Source organism: Vibrio kanaloae, assembly GCF_024347535.1.
In the GTDB taxonomy this organism is placed as follows: Bacteria; Pseudomonadota; Gammaproteobacteria; order Enterobacterales; family Vibrionaceae; genus Vibrio; species Vibrio kanaloae.
Genome location: NZ_AP025498.1, coordinates 835,842 through 851,138, shown reverse-complemented (window position 1 = coordinate 851,138; position 15,297 = coordinate 835,842). Strand labels below are relative to the sequence as shown.

14 protein-coding genes, 1 pseudogene and 1 riboswitch are annotated in these 15,297 nt (G+C 44.9%); of the genes and pseudogenes, 2 read left to right on the top strand and 13 right to left on the bottom strand.

Features of this window, described 5'->3' with window-relative positions; all coding sequences use genetic code 11:
* Positions 1-18: 18 nt before the first annotated feature.
* Entirely contained in the window at positions 19-633 is a 615-nt protein-coding gene (gene thiE, locus OCV24_RS17970) for a thiamine phosphate synthase (protein ID WP_150877369.1), read from the bottom strand.
* A 262-nt stretch (positions 634-895) separates the two neighbouring features.
* Between thiE and OCV24_RS17965 the strand changes: the two genes are divergently transcribed.
* Positions 896-2,839, top strand: coding sequence for a methyl-accepting chemotaxis protein (locus tag OCV24_RS17965; protein WP_150877371.1), 1,944 nt, complete (start codon positions 896-898; stop codon positions 2,837-2,839).
* Between the two features lie 140 nt (positions 2,840-2,979).
* Here OCV24_RS17965 and thiM read toward each other — a convergent pair whose 3' ends face one another.
* From thiM to OCV24_RS17910, 11 genes and pseudogenes are all read right to left on the bottom strand, one after another.
* Positions 2,980-3,765 carry a hydroxyethylthiazole kinase gene (gene thiM, locus OCV24_RS17960; protein ID WP_150877373.1) on the bottom strand — a complete coding sequence of 262 codons (786 nt, stop codon included), beginning with the start codon at positions 3,763-3,765 and terminating at the stop codon, positions 2,980-2,982.
* 27 nt (positions 3,766-3,792) lie between these two features.
* Complete coding sequence (gene tenA / locus OCV24_RS17955) at positions 3,793-4,473, bottom strand: thiaminase II (protein WP_046225172.1); 681 nt, start codon at positions 4,471-4,473, stop codon at positions 3,793-3,795.
* Between the two features lie 8 nt (positions 4,474-4,481).
* The gene (locus OCV24_RS17950) at positions 4,482-5,438 is read right to left on the bottom strand and encodes an ABC transporter substrate-binding protein (RefSeq protein WP_046225173.1); all 957 of its coding nucleotides are present in this window, start codon (positions 5,436-5,438) and stop codon (positions 4,482-4,484) included.
* 46 nt (positions 5,439-5,484) lie between these two features.
* Positions 5,485-6,219 (bottom strand): annotated as a pseudogene (locus OCV24_RS17945) (ABC transporter permease); the annotation flags it as partial.
* Between the two features lie 118 nt (positions 6,220-6,337).
* Positions 6,338-7,096, bottom strand: coding sequence for an ABC transporter ATP-binding protein (locus OCV24_RS17940; RefSeq protein ID WP_046225174.1), 759 nt, complete (start codon positions 7,094-7,096; stop codon positions 6,338-6,340).
* Positions 7,086-7,979, bottom strand: coding sequence for a bifunctional hydroxymethylpyrimidine kinase/phosphomethylpyrimidine kinase (gene thiD, locus OCV24_RS17935; protein WP_017058088.1), 894 nt, complete (start codon positions 7,977-7,979; stop codon positions 7,086-7,088). Before thiD ends, OCV24_RS17940 begins: the two co-directional genes overlap by 11 nt.
* A 96-nt stretch (positions 7,980-8,075) precedes the next feature.
* A riboswitch (TPP riboswitch) is annotated at positions 8,076-8,187 on the bottom strand.
* Positions 8,188-8,284: 97 nt separating this feature from the next.
* The gene (locus tag OCV24_RS17930; protein ID WP_102507432.1) at positions 8,285-9,202 is read right to left on the bottom strand and encodes a DMT family transporter; all 918 of its coding nucleotides are present in this window, start codon (positions 9,200-9,202) and stop codon (positions 8,285-8,287) included.
* 85 nt (positions 9,203-9,287) lie between these two features.
* Positions 9,288-10,016, bottom strand: coding sequence for a helix-turn-helix domain-containing protein (locus tag OCV24_RS17925; protein WP_150877375.1), 729 nt, complete (start codon positions 10,014-10,016; stop codon positions 9,288-9,290).
* Positions 10,017-10,189: 173 nt separating this feature from the next.
* Entirely contained in the window at positions 10,190-11,215 is a 1,026-nt protein-coding gene (locus tag OCV24_RS17920; RefSeq protein WP_077681746.1) for a DUF4382 domain-containing protein, read from the bottom strand.
* A gap of 422 nt (positions 11,216-11,637) precedes the next feature.
* On the bottom strand, positions 11,638-11,889 hold the full coding sequence (locus OCV24_RS17915; protein WP_004731647.1) for a DUF2999 family protein: 252 nt from the start codon (positions 11,887-11,889) through the stop codon (positions 11,638-11,640).
* A gap of 129 nt (positions 11,890-12,018) precedes the next feature.
* Positions 12,019-13,116 (bottom strand): YdcF family protein, encoded by a 1,098-nt coding sequence (locus tag OCV24_RS17910; protein ID WP_017058084.1) that lies wholly within the window; start codon positions 13,114-13,116, stop codon positions 12,019-12,021.
* A 484-nt stretch (positions 13,117-13,600) separates the two neighbouring features.
* Between OCV24_RS17910 and OCV24_RS17905 the strand changes: the two genes are divergently transcribed.
* On the top strand, positions 13,601-14,275 hold the full coding sequence (locus tag OCV24_RS17905) for a glutathione S-transferase family protein (RefSeq protein WP_150877377.1): 675 nt from the start codon (positions 13,601-13,603) through the stop codon (positions 14,273-14,275).
* 127 nt (positions 14,276-14,402) lie between these two features.
* Here OCV24_RS17905 and OCV24_RS17900 read toward each other — a convergent pair whose 3' ends face one another.
* The gene (locus OCV24_RS17900; protein ID WP_108175603.1) at positions 14,403-15,053 is read right to left on the bottom strand and encodes a hypothetical protein; all 651 of its coding nucleotides are present in this window, start codon (positions 15,051-15,053) and stop codon (positions 14,403-14,405) included.
* Positions 15,054-15,297 lie beyond the last annotated feature (244 nt).

The window sequence follows — 15,297 nt, the reverse complement described above, 5'->3', positions numbered from 1 at the left end:
GTCGTTAGTTTCACCACATCACTTCATAAGAGACAACAGATACTCTGTCGCGGCTTTCGGATCTTCGGCGTGACATATCGCTGATACCAATGCTAGCCCATGAATGCCCGTTTCAGTAAGCTGAGGGATGTTCGATTCGTTGATTCCGCCAACGCCGACGATTGGTAACTTAGTGCTATCCAACGCCATTTGAATGCCTTCGTAACCCCAGTGTTTCTTTAGGTTTGTCTTAGTCGGTGTAGCAAACAGCGCGCTGAGGCCAATATAATCAATCGGCAAGCTATCAGCTTCTTGTAGCTGCTTATCGGTCTCAATCGATAACCCAAGAATCTTGTTTGGGCCAATCAACTGACGAGCCAACACTGCAGGCATATCCGATTGCCCTAAATGTAAACCATCAGCATCCACAGCCAATGCAACGTCCACCCTGTCATTAATAATCAGCGGTACACCCGTTCCGGCTAAAACCGACTTAACGGCTTTTGCACGCTCAATGAAAGCTCTTACATCTCCATGCTTTTCTCTTACTTGAACCATAGTGACGCCACCTGAGACCGCTCGTTCAACCACGAACTTAAGTGTTGCTAAATCTTGTTGGTCGTCTGTTACCAAGTAGAGTTTATAAGGATTCATAGCGTGCCTTTGGCGTTGATTTATAAAATTGATTTTCTACTATTTTACCGACAAATCGCATAATGTGCATGCTAGTTGATACTTAATAAACTCAATTACACACGCGCCATCAAATACGCAACTCGTTGAGAGCATACCGAAAAACCTGAACTTTTTAACTAAAGCATTACTTATTACACAAAATATTCACTTCAAGCATGCCCAGAATGCTGTTTTATGGAATACTCAGCGATGAAGGAATCAGGTAAATATAGGGATAGTTATGCGCCACCTTTCTATAGCGCTCAAGATCAAGCTGGGTTATGCCATTTGCTTGCTCTTTTTCGTCATTTCAGGCTTTGTGAGTTACAAAGGTATTCAAACCTTGTCGAATGGCTTTAGCCAATACAGTGATCTTAGCCACAAGGCGACATTGTCAGGTAACATTCAAGTAGACTTTCTTGAGATGCGTTTAGCCTCTGAACGCTACTTAGAGTCATTGGATGAGCAATATGAGGCGAATTATCAATCAAGCAAACTCGCGATTGATGAACTGCTGAACAACTTAATCCAAACAACCACCAATACAGATAGCTTATCGAGCTTGCAATTAGTGCAGGACAACGTTGCGGCATTTGATTCGGCTTATGGCTCAATGAAACAGAGTCAGCTCCTCATTGACCAATTGGTAAATGTGGAGATGGTCAAACGAGAAACCAACGCACTGAAAGCGGCTCAGAGCTTGCTGTATGAGTCATACAATAACAACGATCCAAACGCGAGCTTATACGCGGGCATGTTGATGGAGAACTTCCTCGCAGCCAAGATCACCGTACTCAGTTACTCAAACAACAATGACCTCAAAACCTATGAAGCGGGTAAAGATATCTTTGAATACTCACTTCCAGGAATCGAAGGTGATATTGAATCTCTTAAATCATCGCCGTATCAAAGTGAGCTGATTGAAGACTTCTCTAACCAGCGCGAAGCGTATGCAAAAGGCTTTGAACAGGTTCATCAACAGATGATTGAGAACACGCAAAGAACCGCTACCCTCGCCTCTATTGGTGACAGCTTAGCGATTGCAGTCGCGGATGCTCAAAGTATTCTCGAGCAACAAAAGCAAGCGCTCACGCCAGTACTGCAAGCCAGTGAAAAACGCTCTATTCAAATCATCATCTTGCTTACGGGGGTTGCTCTGGTCATTGGTATGACAAGCGCCGTGCTGGTGACTCGCTCTATTACCAAAGGCATCGCGCAGGTTAAACAGATCACCAACGAGCTTTCTCAAGGTAACCTGAATGTTGAAGTAAACATAGAGAGCAAAGACGAGATTGGCGAACTGCTGACCAATATGGAGATCACCATTGAATCACTGCGCGATATTGTTGGTCAAGTGAACCGCTCTAGCGTGCGTATTGGTGAGATGTCGGAGTCACTTAATCAGGTGACAAACAACAGCTCGACCAATGCAACACAATTGAACAATGAAATGATCAATATCTCTTCTGCCGTTGATCAATTGGCTTCCAGCACATCAGAAATTGCGGCAAGTGCTAACCACGCGTCTCAAGTTGCAAACCAAGCAACCGAGAATGTGGCAATGGGACTCAAAGAGGTCGACAAAACACTGCATGAGATTGGTAGCGCCGATGAAAGCATGCAGGTCAGCAGCCAAAAAGTGACTGACCTACACAAAGAGTCGATGAACATTGGTGCCATTCTTGAAGTAATTAAAGGCGTTTCTGAGCAAACCAACCTACTGGCATTGAATGCGGCTATTGAAGCTGCTCGTGCGGGTGAACAAGGTCGTGGATTTGCAGTAGTAGCCGATGAAGTGAGAACGCTAGCTAAGCGTACTCAAGACTCTGCAAGCCAGATTGATGAGCTCATCACCTCGCTACAACGTGGCGCTAAAGACGCGTTAGAGTCGATCAAAGAGAGCCACAGCACGGTTTCAGATGCTTCTACTCAGGCACAACAAGCCTCTCAGAACCTGCATGTGATTAACCAACACATCCAAGATTTGAATCAGGCCAACAGCCAGATTGCAGTATCGGTTGATGAACAGGATTGCTTGACTAAGTCGCTGGGTGAGAATGCACAAGGTGCAAACACCATCGCACAAAGCAACCAAGAGTCGGTCAGCAGCATTTCTGGCGCCGCGAGCGACTTAACCGACGTTGCTCACCACTTAGAAAGCCAAGTGAATCGATTTAGAACCTAGCAAAACTAGCTTTAACACAGCTGACCTAGTTCTGAACCAATAATAAAAAGCCCCCAGCACATAAAGTGTCGGGGGCTTTTCTTTAAGTTAAGAGCTATTAACTTAGAACTATCAGTTTTGAGCTTAGAACTAGATTGAGCCTACTGAATCTTCAAGCGTTGAATCAGAGTCTCTTCGTCTAATTGATACAACTCATCGAGCAAGTTCATTTGTAAACTACCCGGACCGCGTGAGTTTTCAGCTGCGATTTCACCAACCACGCCTAATACCGCCGCTGCCGCCAAACCACTTTCATCTCCAACAGCAGCAAATGCGCCCGTCAATGCCGTTAAGGTACAACCCATGCCTGTCACATACGGCATCATTGGGTGTCCATTGTTTAACGTCGCAACGCTATCTTTAGTGACAACGTAATCTGTCTCACCGGAAATCACCACATTCGCACCGTATTCAGCTGCTAAGCATTTTGCGGCGTCTAATGCGGCATCACTGCTATCTAACGCATCCACACCTTTGCTTTGGGCATGCTCCCCCGCTAACGCAATGATCTCAGAGGCATTACCACGAATGATCAACTTATCCGCTAAACGTGCAATTTCACGAGAAGTCTCAGTACGCAGCGTACTTGCGCCACAACCCACAGGATCAAGAACCACCACCTTGTTGTTGGCATTCGCTTGCTCAACCGCGAAACACATTCGCGGCGTCCAAACACTGTCTAGCGTGCCAATGTTAACCACCAAAGCGCCAGAGAATGACATCATCTCAGCCAGTTCTTGTTGCGAGTGCGCCATGATAGGAGAAGCACCAATCGCCAACAAAGCATTCGCCGTATTGTTCATCACGACGTAGTTGGTGATGTTCACCACCAGTGGCTTTTGTTCTCGTACTGCGCGAAGCGATTGAATGATTTGTTCAGTTAGCATGGGGAAATCCTTATTCGTTAAAGCGCTTTAAACGGCTGGTGAGCTATCAAGAGCATTCAGCCCTTGCTGCCAAAAAGCCACCTCCATACGCGTTGCCGTTTTAAAGATATGAACGATGTTCTGACCGCGTTCGCTGTTGATATCAATTTCAGCAAGCAGCTGATTGAAATATTCCGCGCCCGTTTCAACGCCAGACTGGAACTCTTCTCCACCATACAGCTGTAGCCAGCTCGCGTATGGGTTGCCTTCTAAAACAGTATCACTACTTTCTAATAGCGCTTTACCAATCACGGCATAACCAATTGAACACGGAGCCAGTGCCGCATAAAGATCGACCAGATCACCCGTCATACCCGCATCTAAAACGTAGCGCGTGTAAGCGACTGTACCGAAGTCTTCAGGTTCGTTTTCTAGGTCAGATTCAGTTAAACCCCACTGACCACAGTAAGTCACGTGGTGAGAGATTTCAGAATCTAATAAAGCATGGACACTTGGCAGTGCACGACGCATATCAGCCAGTGTTTTAGCCTTGTAAATTGCCAATGCATAAGCGCGAGCATACTGTTTTAAGAACAAAAAATCTTGCTTCAAATAATGCAGAAAACAAGGTTGAGCAAGCGTGCCGTTTGCCAGCGTTTTAACAAAATCATGCTCAGTGTAGTCTTGCCAATCTTGCTGGCAGGCTTGGATTAAGTCTTGGTATTTCATGAGATTCCTTAGTCAAAAGTCGGTACGTAATCAGCGGTTTTTGGTAGTGATTTAATAATGCCTTTGTCGAACATGAACTGCGCGTAATCATCGTAACGCTTCATGTCCACTGCTGAAGGGCGAAGTGCAAAGCGAGTCAGCGTGTCGTTCCATGCGCGTTGGTTAAGCTCGTTATTCAACGTATCTGGTGAATACGCCACAAACTCGATCCATGAATCTTGTGGATGGTTCACAATGTAAGTGGTTGCCTGTTCGAGTGCTTTGTTGAACGCTTTGATCGCTTCATCATCGCGCTGCTTTGCGTTAGCCACAAAGATCAGCTCATCATAAGCTGGCACACCGTGCTCTTCAGGGAAGAACGCTTTGGCTTTAAAGCCTTCAAGGGCTAGTTGGTTGGTTTCGAAATTACGTAGGCCCCCCCAGATTGCGTCTACCTTGCCCGATGCCAATGAAGATGACAGTGCCCAACCAACATTGATGGTTTGCACGTCTGTAAACGCAACATTTTCTTGAGCTAGCATGGTGCCGATAGTCGCTTCTTCGTTACCCGCAATCGCAATACCGATCTTCTTGCCTTTCAGATCCGCTAATGAATCGTTCTTGCCATTATCCAGCACCATTAGTGTGTTTAGTGGCGTCGCGATAAGGGTTGATGCACGAACTAAAGGAAGGCCAGCTGCCACATCCATGGTTAAACTTGGTTGGTAAGTTACGGCTAAATCGACCTTACCTGCCGCGACCAGTTTTGCTGGTGTGCTTGGGTCGGCTGGCTCTTGGATTTCAACCTCTAAACCTTGGTCAGCAAAGTAACCACGCTCTTGGGCAATAACAATTGGGCCGTGGTTCGGGTTCACAAACCAATCCAACATCAGTGTCAGTTTCTTTTGTTCAGAGTCCGCTAAAGCATGACCTGAAACTAGCGAAGCAAGCAGTGCCACTGCACCTATCAATTTTGTATTTTTCACGGTTAACCTTTCCTTTTGAATATTATTCTTATGTTGAGCGAAGCCATCATTGGTTTTCCCAAGGGATAGCTTTTTTGAGTAATTTATCTGTAACGAAGTAGAGCGAGATAGACAGCACCGCCAAGATGAACAAGGCCGCAAACATCTCATCTATGATCATGCGTGCGTTGGCCTGTAGCATTAGGTAACCCAGCCCCTCACTCGAACCCACCCACTCCCCAACGACTGCACCAATTGGCGCAATCACCACAGCCACACGAATGCCAGATGCTAAGGTTGGCAATGCAGCAGGCAGTTGGATATGGCGGAGCAGTTGCCATTTCGATGCACCCATCGTCTTGGCAAGATCGAGATAGCCTGTCGGTGTATTACGCAGGCCGTCATAGCAACATGTCGTCACGGGGAAGAAGATAATGATTGCCGCCATGACTACTTTTGAAGCGATGCCATAACCCAGCCACAGCATCAATACTGGCGCGATAGCAAATACAGGAATGGCCTGGCTAGCAATTAAGATAGGCAATAGCCAACGTTTCAACGGATCAAACATCAACATCTGCAGAGCGAAGAATAACCCCATCGACAAACCCAGTAGTAACCCAAGTAAAATCTCTTGTGCTGTCACCCAAGTGTGCTTGAGTAACACATCGTAACGTTCGATTAGCTTAATAGAGACTTCTGCGGGCGCTGGCAGAATAAAGCTCGGCATCTCGAAGATAACCACCACCATTTGCCATAAACCAAGAATCACAGCACTGCTGATAAGTAACCGCATAACGGGACTCATCTGTCGAGGGCGAGCAAGTTTGGTTTGTGTCTCGGTTGAACTTTCTACCCCTGAGCTTTGCACTGCTACGTTCTCTATCTTTGAGCTAGCCACAGCTTCACTTCGCGTTAGATCATTCATAGTCACGCTCCAACTGCTCTAAGATCGCTTGTTGTAACTCAGCACATTTACCGTCTAACACCCTTGGTGTCGCTGTATTAGGCACAGATAATGACTGGGCGCTCGCAGGTGTACCTTGCAACACATACAAGTTATCCGCCAATCGCACCGCCTCTTGTGGATCATGGGTGATCAACACAACGGTTTTATCTCTTAACAGTTCACACGCTAAGGTCTGTAACTTGTGTCTTGTTACCGCATCCAGCGCAGAGAAAGGTTCGTCCATCAGCACAACAGGTTTGTCTTGCATTAAGGTGCGAGCCAAGGCAACACGCTGGCGCATACCACCAGACAACTGATCCGGCATAGTAGACGCGTGATCAGCCAAACCAACCGCAGCTAACAACTCTAGTGCTTGATTGGTTTGCTGTGCTTTATCAGAAACTTGATTTTGAAAGCGATGACTCAGGCATACATTGTCGATAACCGACAACCACGGCAGTAACAAGTCCTGCTGCGCCATGTAAGCGATGCGATCCGTTAAAGGCAGTTCATCAGAGGTTACCAATGTGCCCTGCCACTCCACCTTATCGTCCAACAAGCCTGCCAGATAACGCAATACCGTGGTTTTCCCGCAGCCACTTCTACCCAATAATACCGTCCACTTACCTGCGTTTAAGCTAAGCGACATTCCCGATAAGGTCGCGTGTTCACTGTCGTTATAACGTAAGGAGGCATTGCTGAGCTGAACACCAACCGTATTAACGGACATTGCCGTGTCCAGCGAAGAAGTGGTTTACCGGGCCATGGCCTTGGCCGACTTGCAACTCATCAGCATGAGCAATCGCGCGAGAAATGTATTGCTTACCTAGGTCGACAGCCTCTGGCAGCGTGTTGCCTTGGGCCAAGAAAGAAGCAATAGCAGATGAAAGCGTACAGCCCGTGCCGTGGGTATTTTTAGTCGGGAAACGCTTCGCGCTAATCAAGGCAGACGTCGTCGTCAGAATCAGTAGATCGTTACTGTTTTCATCTTTCTCTAAGTGGCCGCCTTTGAGAAGAACGGCTTTAGCACCCAGTGTGCGTAGGTCTTCAATCATTCCCTTCATTTCCGCTTCGCTTTCAGGCACAGCTTTCCCCGTCAGTGCCGCGCCTTCCGGCAAGTTAGGCGTAATGATGTCTGCTAGCGGAATCAGCTCTTGCTTTAATGTACTAATGGCAGAGGTTTCTAACAGCAAGTCACCGCTGGTTGCCACCATTACAGGGTCAATGACGAGGTACTTGGGTTGGTACTGTTTAATTTTATCCGCGACAATTTTGATGATTTGCGAATCAGCCAACATACCAACTTTTACCGCCACTATATTCAGATCAGTGAAAACCGCATCTAATTGGCTTGTTACGTGGTCGAGCGGGATAGGAAAAATGGCAGAAACGCCTTGAGTGTTCTGGGAAGTAATAGCGGTAATCACAGAACAAGCAAAACTACCGGTTGCAGACATGGCTTTGATGTCTGCCTGAATACCTGCGCCGCCACCACTGTCAGAGCCCGCGATGGTTAAAACAATTGGAGTGTTTGATCGAATCGAACTGTCAATAGAGATCTGACAAGTTGAGGGTCTTGGAGTTAAGGTTGGTGGAATAGAACTGTGTGTCATTGTCGCTCCTACTATCTTGCAAGACGTAGGAGAACCAACACTAACCGTAGGAAATGCCGCATTAAACTCATGAAAGCGTTCATGGGTGCAGACGTAGATCGAGTGCTTATAGTTCCCTACGCCAGTGTTAACTGAATCAGGTTCAACGGGTCTCGAATAACGATCTCAGCAAACACCAATTAAGGTATATGCCCCCCGACTATTGATAGCGATAGTAACAGCACTCTTGCAACTGAGATACTCCTTTTATTCAATTATAAGAATTACACATAAATAAATTTCAATTAGGCTCAATAAAAAAATACTTATAACGTTCCTTTAGATGGCTTCGACTGCATAAACAAGCACAGCACAATCAGAGACATACCTAGCCAGCCTGTAAAGGGAATCAGCTCACCGACAACGCAGACGGCAAGCACCGCTGCAACCACCGGTTCAAACAGAGTCAGCAGGTTGGCACTGCTCGCGGTCACATGGCGTAAACCAAAACTGAATGCTACATAGCCCAAGCATTGTGGGATTAACGTCAGATAACTGATGACTAACACGTTAGTCTGCGAGGAAAACAGGTTCTCACCAGTAAACCAGAGCGTTGGCAGCAACAGCATCGCACCAAGGCCAAAAATACTGCCCATCGCCGCTTGAGACTTAATGTCCTTGTCTATCAGTGCTTTTGTCGCCCAAGAATAAATGGCGTAACACAACCCTGCGAGTAGACCTAAAGTAATACCCAACAGCTTGAGATCATCACCGGATTCATTCGCCGATGAAGATTCTGAAAACACCAACAGCCCAATACCCACCACACCAATCGCAAAGCTAGTGAGCCAACGTTTGTTGATGTTATTTTTTTTGCTAATCAGACACTCTAACAATGCAGAAAAGAAGGGTGCGGTCGCAATCGAAACGACTGTACCAATCGCTACACCTGATAATTTCATTGAAGAATAGAAAGCTAAAGGGTAGACCGCCAAAGCCAAAGCGCTCACAGCCAACAACTTCTTGTTCTGCAAAAGTTTGTCGAAAGCGAATAGGATTTTTCGATACGCCAAACCCGCTTGCAATAGACCACCGACGCCCATAGAGAAAGCACCAATCGCTAATGGGCTTAGATCAGGTGCAAAACTTGCGGCAGTGCCTGTCGTGCCCCATAAAATAGAAGCAAACAAGATGGCTAAAGTGCCCGTTTGGAATTCGTTAACGCGATTGATGGCAAGATTCATTTCTATTACCCAATTTTCATTTCTGAAATAGATAATAGTGAAGATTGATAAAAGTTAATTTGCTGAAAGGACGCTATTGTTGTTTCTAAAGACTCTCTTTTATTGAGCCTAGAAACGCCCTTGGGGACATTCCAAAGTGCTGAGAGAAACGGCGACTGAAAGCAGAAACATCACTATACCCCACATTTTCAGCGATCAATTGAACCGGTAAATCGGTGTGGGTTAACAAGGCTTGGGCTTTCTCCATGCGATATCGAGTGATGTATTTAAGCGCACTGATACCAAGGCACTCTTTAAATCGTTTCTTAAACTGAGTGGGGCTCAAACAGGCCGTTTCAGCAAGTTGTGAAATGGATAACGGCTGCGTGTAGTTATCCGCAATCAACCTTTGTACCGCACGGATTCGAGGGTCAATGCTCTTGCTCACTTGTTGTAGCTCTAACAGCAGTGAAAACACATCCAAGATTGATGACTCAATACCACTATCGACCTGATACTCCAGCTGCTTCTCAACAAACAGCAGAAAGCTCATCAAAGGTGGTGTTATCGTGAAAACCGAGAGCTCATGCTCCAACAAGTGCTGCGGCAACTCCGCCATATCCGCGACAATAAACCGCGCTGCTTCATCCGCCTTAAACGCATGCGCTGTGGTTACCGGAATCACCACACATTCTCCCACGGCCACTTTGCCGATATACCCCACCATCTCGATATTGATACTGCCTTGGATTGGCAATACCAGTTGGTGATGGTCATCATGAGCATGAGTATTAAATTGCTTGGTATAAGATCGAATGCTTAAGCTAGATTTCATAATCAACGCCAGAGTACATTTCGCTAGGTTATAGTAAGAGATACAAAGTTACATTATCACTTCCCTAGAGTCACACTCAATGCGCATCAAATTCATGCTAGCTAGGTGACATGATCAAAAACGGCCTCCAAATGAGAGGCCGTTTTGATTAAAAAGCATAATTCACATATAGGTTAGAATGACACTTGGCTGTCTTGACCAACCAATACCTGAACACTATTTTGAACATCATAGATTTCAAAACCATCAGCAACCGGATCTGCATTGTCTTCATCACTGTCGAACTGCGCAGTACAGGTATAACCCAATGAGTAAGTACCTGGGTCGATGAAACCAAGGGAAAACTCATAGTTGGTCTGTGCTTGATTGATTGTCACTGATGCTGAAGTAATCGGTTTCACTTCATCACTGCCGCCAATCGGAGCCATGTCAGCTTGTTCAACATTACCTTCATACAAGTAGACTGCCTGAACAAAGGTATTATCACCACCGTTACAAGTGTCATAAGTAGAAAGTTCAACAGTGCCTTCAATGTTTCCTGTCTCAACCGTATTGATAAGGCTTACAGACGTTCTTTGAATGGTGTAATCAGGGAAAGTCGAACTGTTCTTTAGGCCACGTCGAAGGTCGAACTCGACAACAAAATCGTTGCTTTGTTGGTTCACATTAAATGAGTTATTAAAGTAAAGTACGCCAGCGTTATCTTCTTTACCCACACCTTGCGGACACGCACCTTCACCTTTCACCGTTAACTCATGATTCGTATCATCATTTTCTACCACGTAAGATGGATCTGTTGGATGATCGCCATCATTCGCAAACACACACAACTTATAGCTGCCTACCGGAATGACCTCATTTTCAATCAAAGGAAGCGCATCGCTGCCTTGGTAATCCAACAAATTCACACTTAAAGGAATAGGGTCCTCACCATCTGGCAATGGATCGCCATTTTCATCAACGTAGTCGCCGTTTTCGTCCATTTTATACACATCATAAATCAGAGGCGAACCTCCCCCTTGAGGAAGTAAAGCGACCTTACTGAATGTCACAGTGACGTCTTTAACATCATCAATGGGCGCATCACTCACGCTCAAGGTAATGGGAGTCGTGCTGCTTGATGAACCTGAATCACCACCACAACCAACAAGCCCTGCCAACACAAGGCTCACTAAAGCGGTTTCTTTTAAATACTTCATAACTAGCTTCCTATAAATCACTGCTCAATAAAGGGCTTAGTTTGTTGCCCTCTTATTCATTTCCTTAATGTGACTCATAGATAAACCGCGCTTATGGCCAAAATCGGTTAGCCCTATTATTGAGGGCTTTCTTCATCCAAAAACTCTGTTCATCAAGGTGCACATATCAGGTCGCACACAGATTAATTAAGTCTAGTAAGCAATTTGTCAGTAGCAATGCATATTTGGCAAGAGTACTGTCAATTATGTTCAAATAGTCGTTGAGTAGAAAATGGGAGGCTGGGATTGAAAGCAACTTGATCGAAGTTAATAATCGCCCCCAAGATCAAAAAAGGCCGTTAAAACAGCCTGTTGCTGAACTTAAACGACCTTTTTATTGAATGTGGATTAAGCTAAGACGATATCAGCTCAATCAAACTCACTTATTTTTGAAGTTGCTCTTTAGCCGCTTCAACCTTAGAAAAATCTAGGCCAAGCTCTTCAACTGCTTCTTTGATTAGCGCAGGGTTTTGCATTACCTGACCCATCAGCATTTGAAGCTTATCTTGTGGTAAACCAAGTTGGCTGATTGTCGCCATTGCTGCAAGAGGGTTCTCTGTCAGCGTTTTGAATAGCTCACTGATCTGCTCGTCGCTAATATTGTTCTCTTTCAACATTGCTAAAATCGGGTTCATTTTTTTGCCTTTGAAACACTAAATTAAATAGGAGCACAGCATATCATCTAGCTGTGCTCGATTGTACTAACAAGTGACGCTTTGGTTTAACGCGAACCGCACTTTTCCCAAACGCAAACAATGCTTGGCTTAACGAGATTCCAGTGGGTAAGAACGGTAGCTCCACATGCCATAAGTTCTTAGAGCATCACGGTATATACCTAATAGCTCACCACTGCTCGCTTTCTTAAGACTTTCTAGCGGCTTGTCTGGGTAAGAAACCGTATCGAAGGTAATGCCTTGAGGACCAGTTTGCCAACTCGCAATTTCAAACAAGGTTTGACCACGGCGAACATGGCTCGCCGAGCTAATAATGGTCGCATGTTTAATATTATGGCGAGCAAGCGCATAGCTACTGAACAAGGCATTACCTACCGTGCTAGTCGCGTAGTTCTCTTCAATGATGCGGTCTTTACTCACCCCTTTCGAGATAAGCCAATTCGCCATCAACTTGCCTTCTGTCTTGTGATTCTTAGGCACGCCACCCGTTAATACAATCATCGCATCCGGGTTGGCTTTGGACATTGCCAGTGTCGTTTCAAGACGTTCAATCAAAATCTCATGCATAGAACCATCAGGGTTAAGCGCGTAACCCAAAGTGACGATGGCACCGTGGTCGCTCAACAGTCCCTTATCCGCAGACTCTTTAAGAGGTGTTTCTAACACGCGGTCGACCGTTGCAAAAATACGTTTGATGTCTTCTGCTTTACCTTTGTTCAGGTTTTCCAACTTCTGCATGTGCTTATTCGATTCACTTTCATTGCCATCAAATCGCTGCCAAACCGCTAGATACGCATGAAGGTCGACATCGTCTGGCGCAACCGTCAGTGCTTGTTCAAACAACTCAATAGCGCGCTCTGCGTTCTTGTTGTAGATCTGAGCGTTCGCTGCCGAGATCAACAAGTCAGTACGGTAAGGTTCTAGCTGGTACGCTTCTAACAATCGGTTAGTCACAATTTCCATGTTGCTTGGCATTTTAGCCGTGAAGCCCGCGTGAGAAATTCTTGCCGGAGACTTAAACGCCTGCAACGCATCAAGAAGTAATTGGTCGACAACTTGTCGCTTAGTCACCAACTGCGCGTAATCCGCTGAAGCCTGTACTGCGCCATCGTTAGCAGCAAAAGAATAAGGTGTTGCGCCAAAAGCGAGCATGCCACCAAGAGCGAGGGCGATAATGTTCTTTTTCATGGAAAGATCCTGTGTCGTTAAGTGTTCACATCAGATTTGCTCACCAATGTAAGCCGCCAAGATTAAAAAACCGTGAACCAAACCTTACTCTCCAAGGTTAATATTCATTTGTTGCATAGGATGTGGCTGCAGATCACGATTTTATGCGCCAGAGTAAGCTCAAATATCCAGATAGCTTCGAGCTATGAGTAGATCCCTTAATGACTTTGGAATATCTAACTTCAAATCCCCACATGCCTATTCCATCTAAATCCGTAAGTTAAGAAGCTCAGCTCCGAATCTAAATATGAATTTTATGTTTATTATTTCAGCGACTTAAAACGCTATCGCTCTACAAGTCGGCGCTCATTCACGCTTGCTCAACCAAGTTCAAAAGGCACAGAGCTTGGTATCAAATCAATGAATTCACAGAAAATTCAAAATCAATTATTGAACGATCGTTCAAGTGATGTTTTAATGAATGACCAATACAAGGAGTTACCCCATGCTTAAGTTCTATTTTCACCAAACACCCAACCCAATGAAGATCGCTCTGTTTCTAGAAGAGACAGGCCTAGATTTTGAACTGGTTCCTGTTGATACCTTAAAGGGCGAGCAACATACGCCAGAATATCGTTTGATTAACCCGAACGGTAAAACGCCAGCGATTGAAGACGATGGGCAACGTGTATTCGATTCGAACGCTATCCTTCTTTACCTATCAGAGAAAACTGGCAAGCTAGCGGGACAACCAGAAGACAGAGCAGAACTTCTATCTTGGATGATGTTCATCGCGAGCGGTCTTGGTCCATACTCTGGCCAATCGGTACACTTCCGCCATGCTGCGCCAGCAGGCCTAGACTACGCTGTGAACCGTTATCTACGTGAAGCACAACGTCACTACGAAGTGTTAGAAAAGCATATGGAAGGTCGTGAATTTATCGTCGGAAATGAGTACACCATTGTCGATGTCGCCGCATGGGGTTGGATTGATAAAGCACCTGTCGTGCTTGGTGAAGAAGGCTTAGAACCTTACCCGAATTTGAAGCGCTGGTTTAACGCAATCAACACTCGCCCAGCCGCCCTGCGCGCCCGCGAAACTGGTAAAGACGTTGAGTTTAAAACCGAACGTGATGAAGAAGCGAAACGAGCACTGTTTCCTTCGAATTATGCGCAGTAAAAAATTTGAAAGTTAACGTTCTGCTGAGTGATAGCTAAAAATCAAACATAAAGAGCCGCTAAAAAGCGGCTCTTTCTGCTTAAAGCGTTTAACTTGTACAACTTAAGTGGCTCTAGCAAGGTAAGTGTCAAAAATCCAAATCGACAGTTTTCATATCCTTGGACATGGTTTGTTTCTGAAGACTTTGATATTCAGTAAGCACATGATTCAAAGATATAATTTTTGCACCGTCATACGCTAGAATGCCGGCTACAGGAAGAAACAAGAAGATACTGGCTGGAAACTCCACCCCATGATACAACGTTGCATATATAGAAAAACAAATGACAGGAATAGTTAGAACCCATAAACAAGTAGCTGTAACTAGCTCTATATAGTACCAATACTTTTCCAAGGTACTGACTCCTGAAGTCAGATTCCCGTTTTCTATCTTAGTTAGTCCAGCCGCTCGTTGAAAATGAGCTAAACGTATACCTCTTATACTTCTTCTATAAACATCTAAAAGCTCGTTTCGTAACTCTACGGAACATTTAATCCCACTAGCTTCAGCTATATGCAACTGTTCTAATTCAGCTTTAAGAATTTCCTTCTTATCCTCACTGACCCACTCACATGCAATTGCATTTTCTAATTTTTTAAACTTATTCGCTTTAAAGTCAGTAAAAGTTTGGAGGATCTCTTTATGGCTTTTAATCACTGTGATGGTAACTATAGTAACCAATACCCAAAGAGATACGTCATTATTTACAATACTGTTGATTAAACTATCTGAGAACATAACTACCTACGCAACTAATTGTTTATCCAATCATACCGCGAATTTCAGCTTACATGTACATCTGCTATGTCAATATATAAGTCATTTAGGGTTACTTCTCAAATTATGGGAAGCTATATTTCCACAATAGACTCTGTAATATCCCTGCCGCCATTGTGTAGCCATTTAATAAACCTTATGAAAATAAAGAGCTGCAAAAAAGCGGCTCTTTATGTTGAAAATTGACAAGTTGATATTTTTTGGA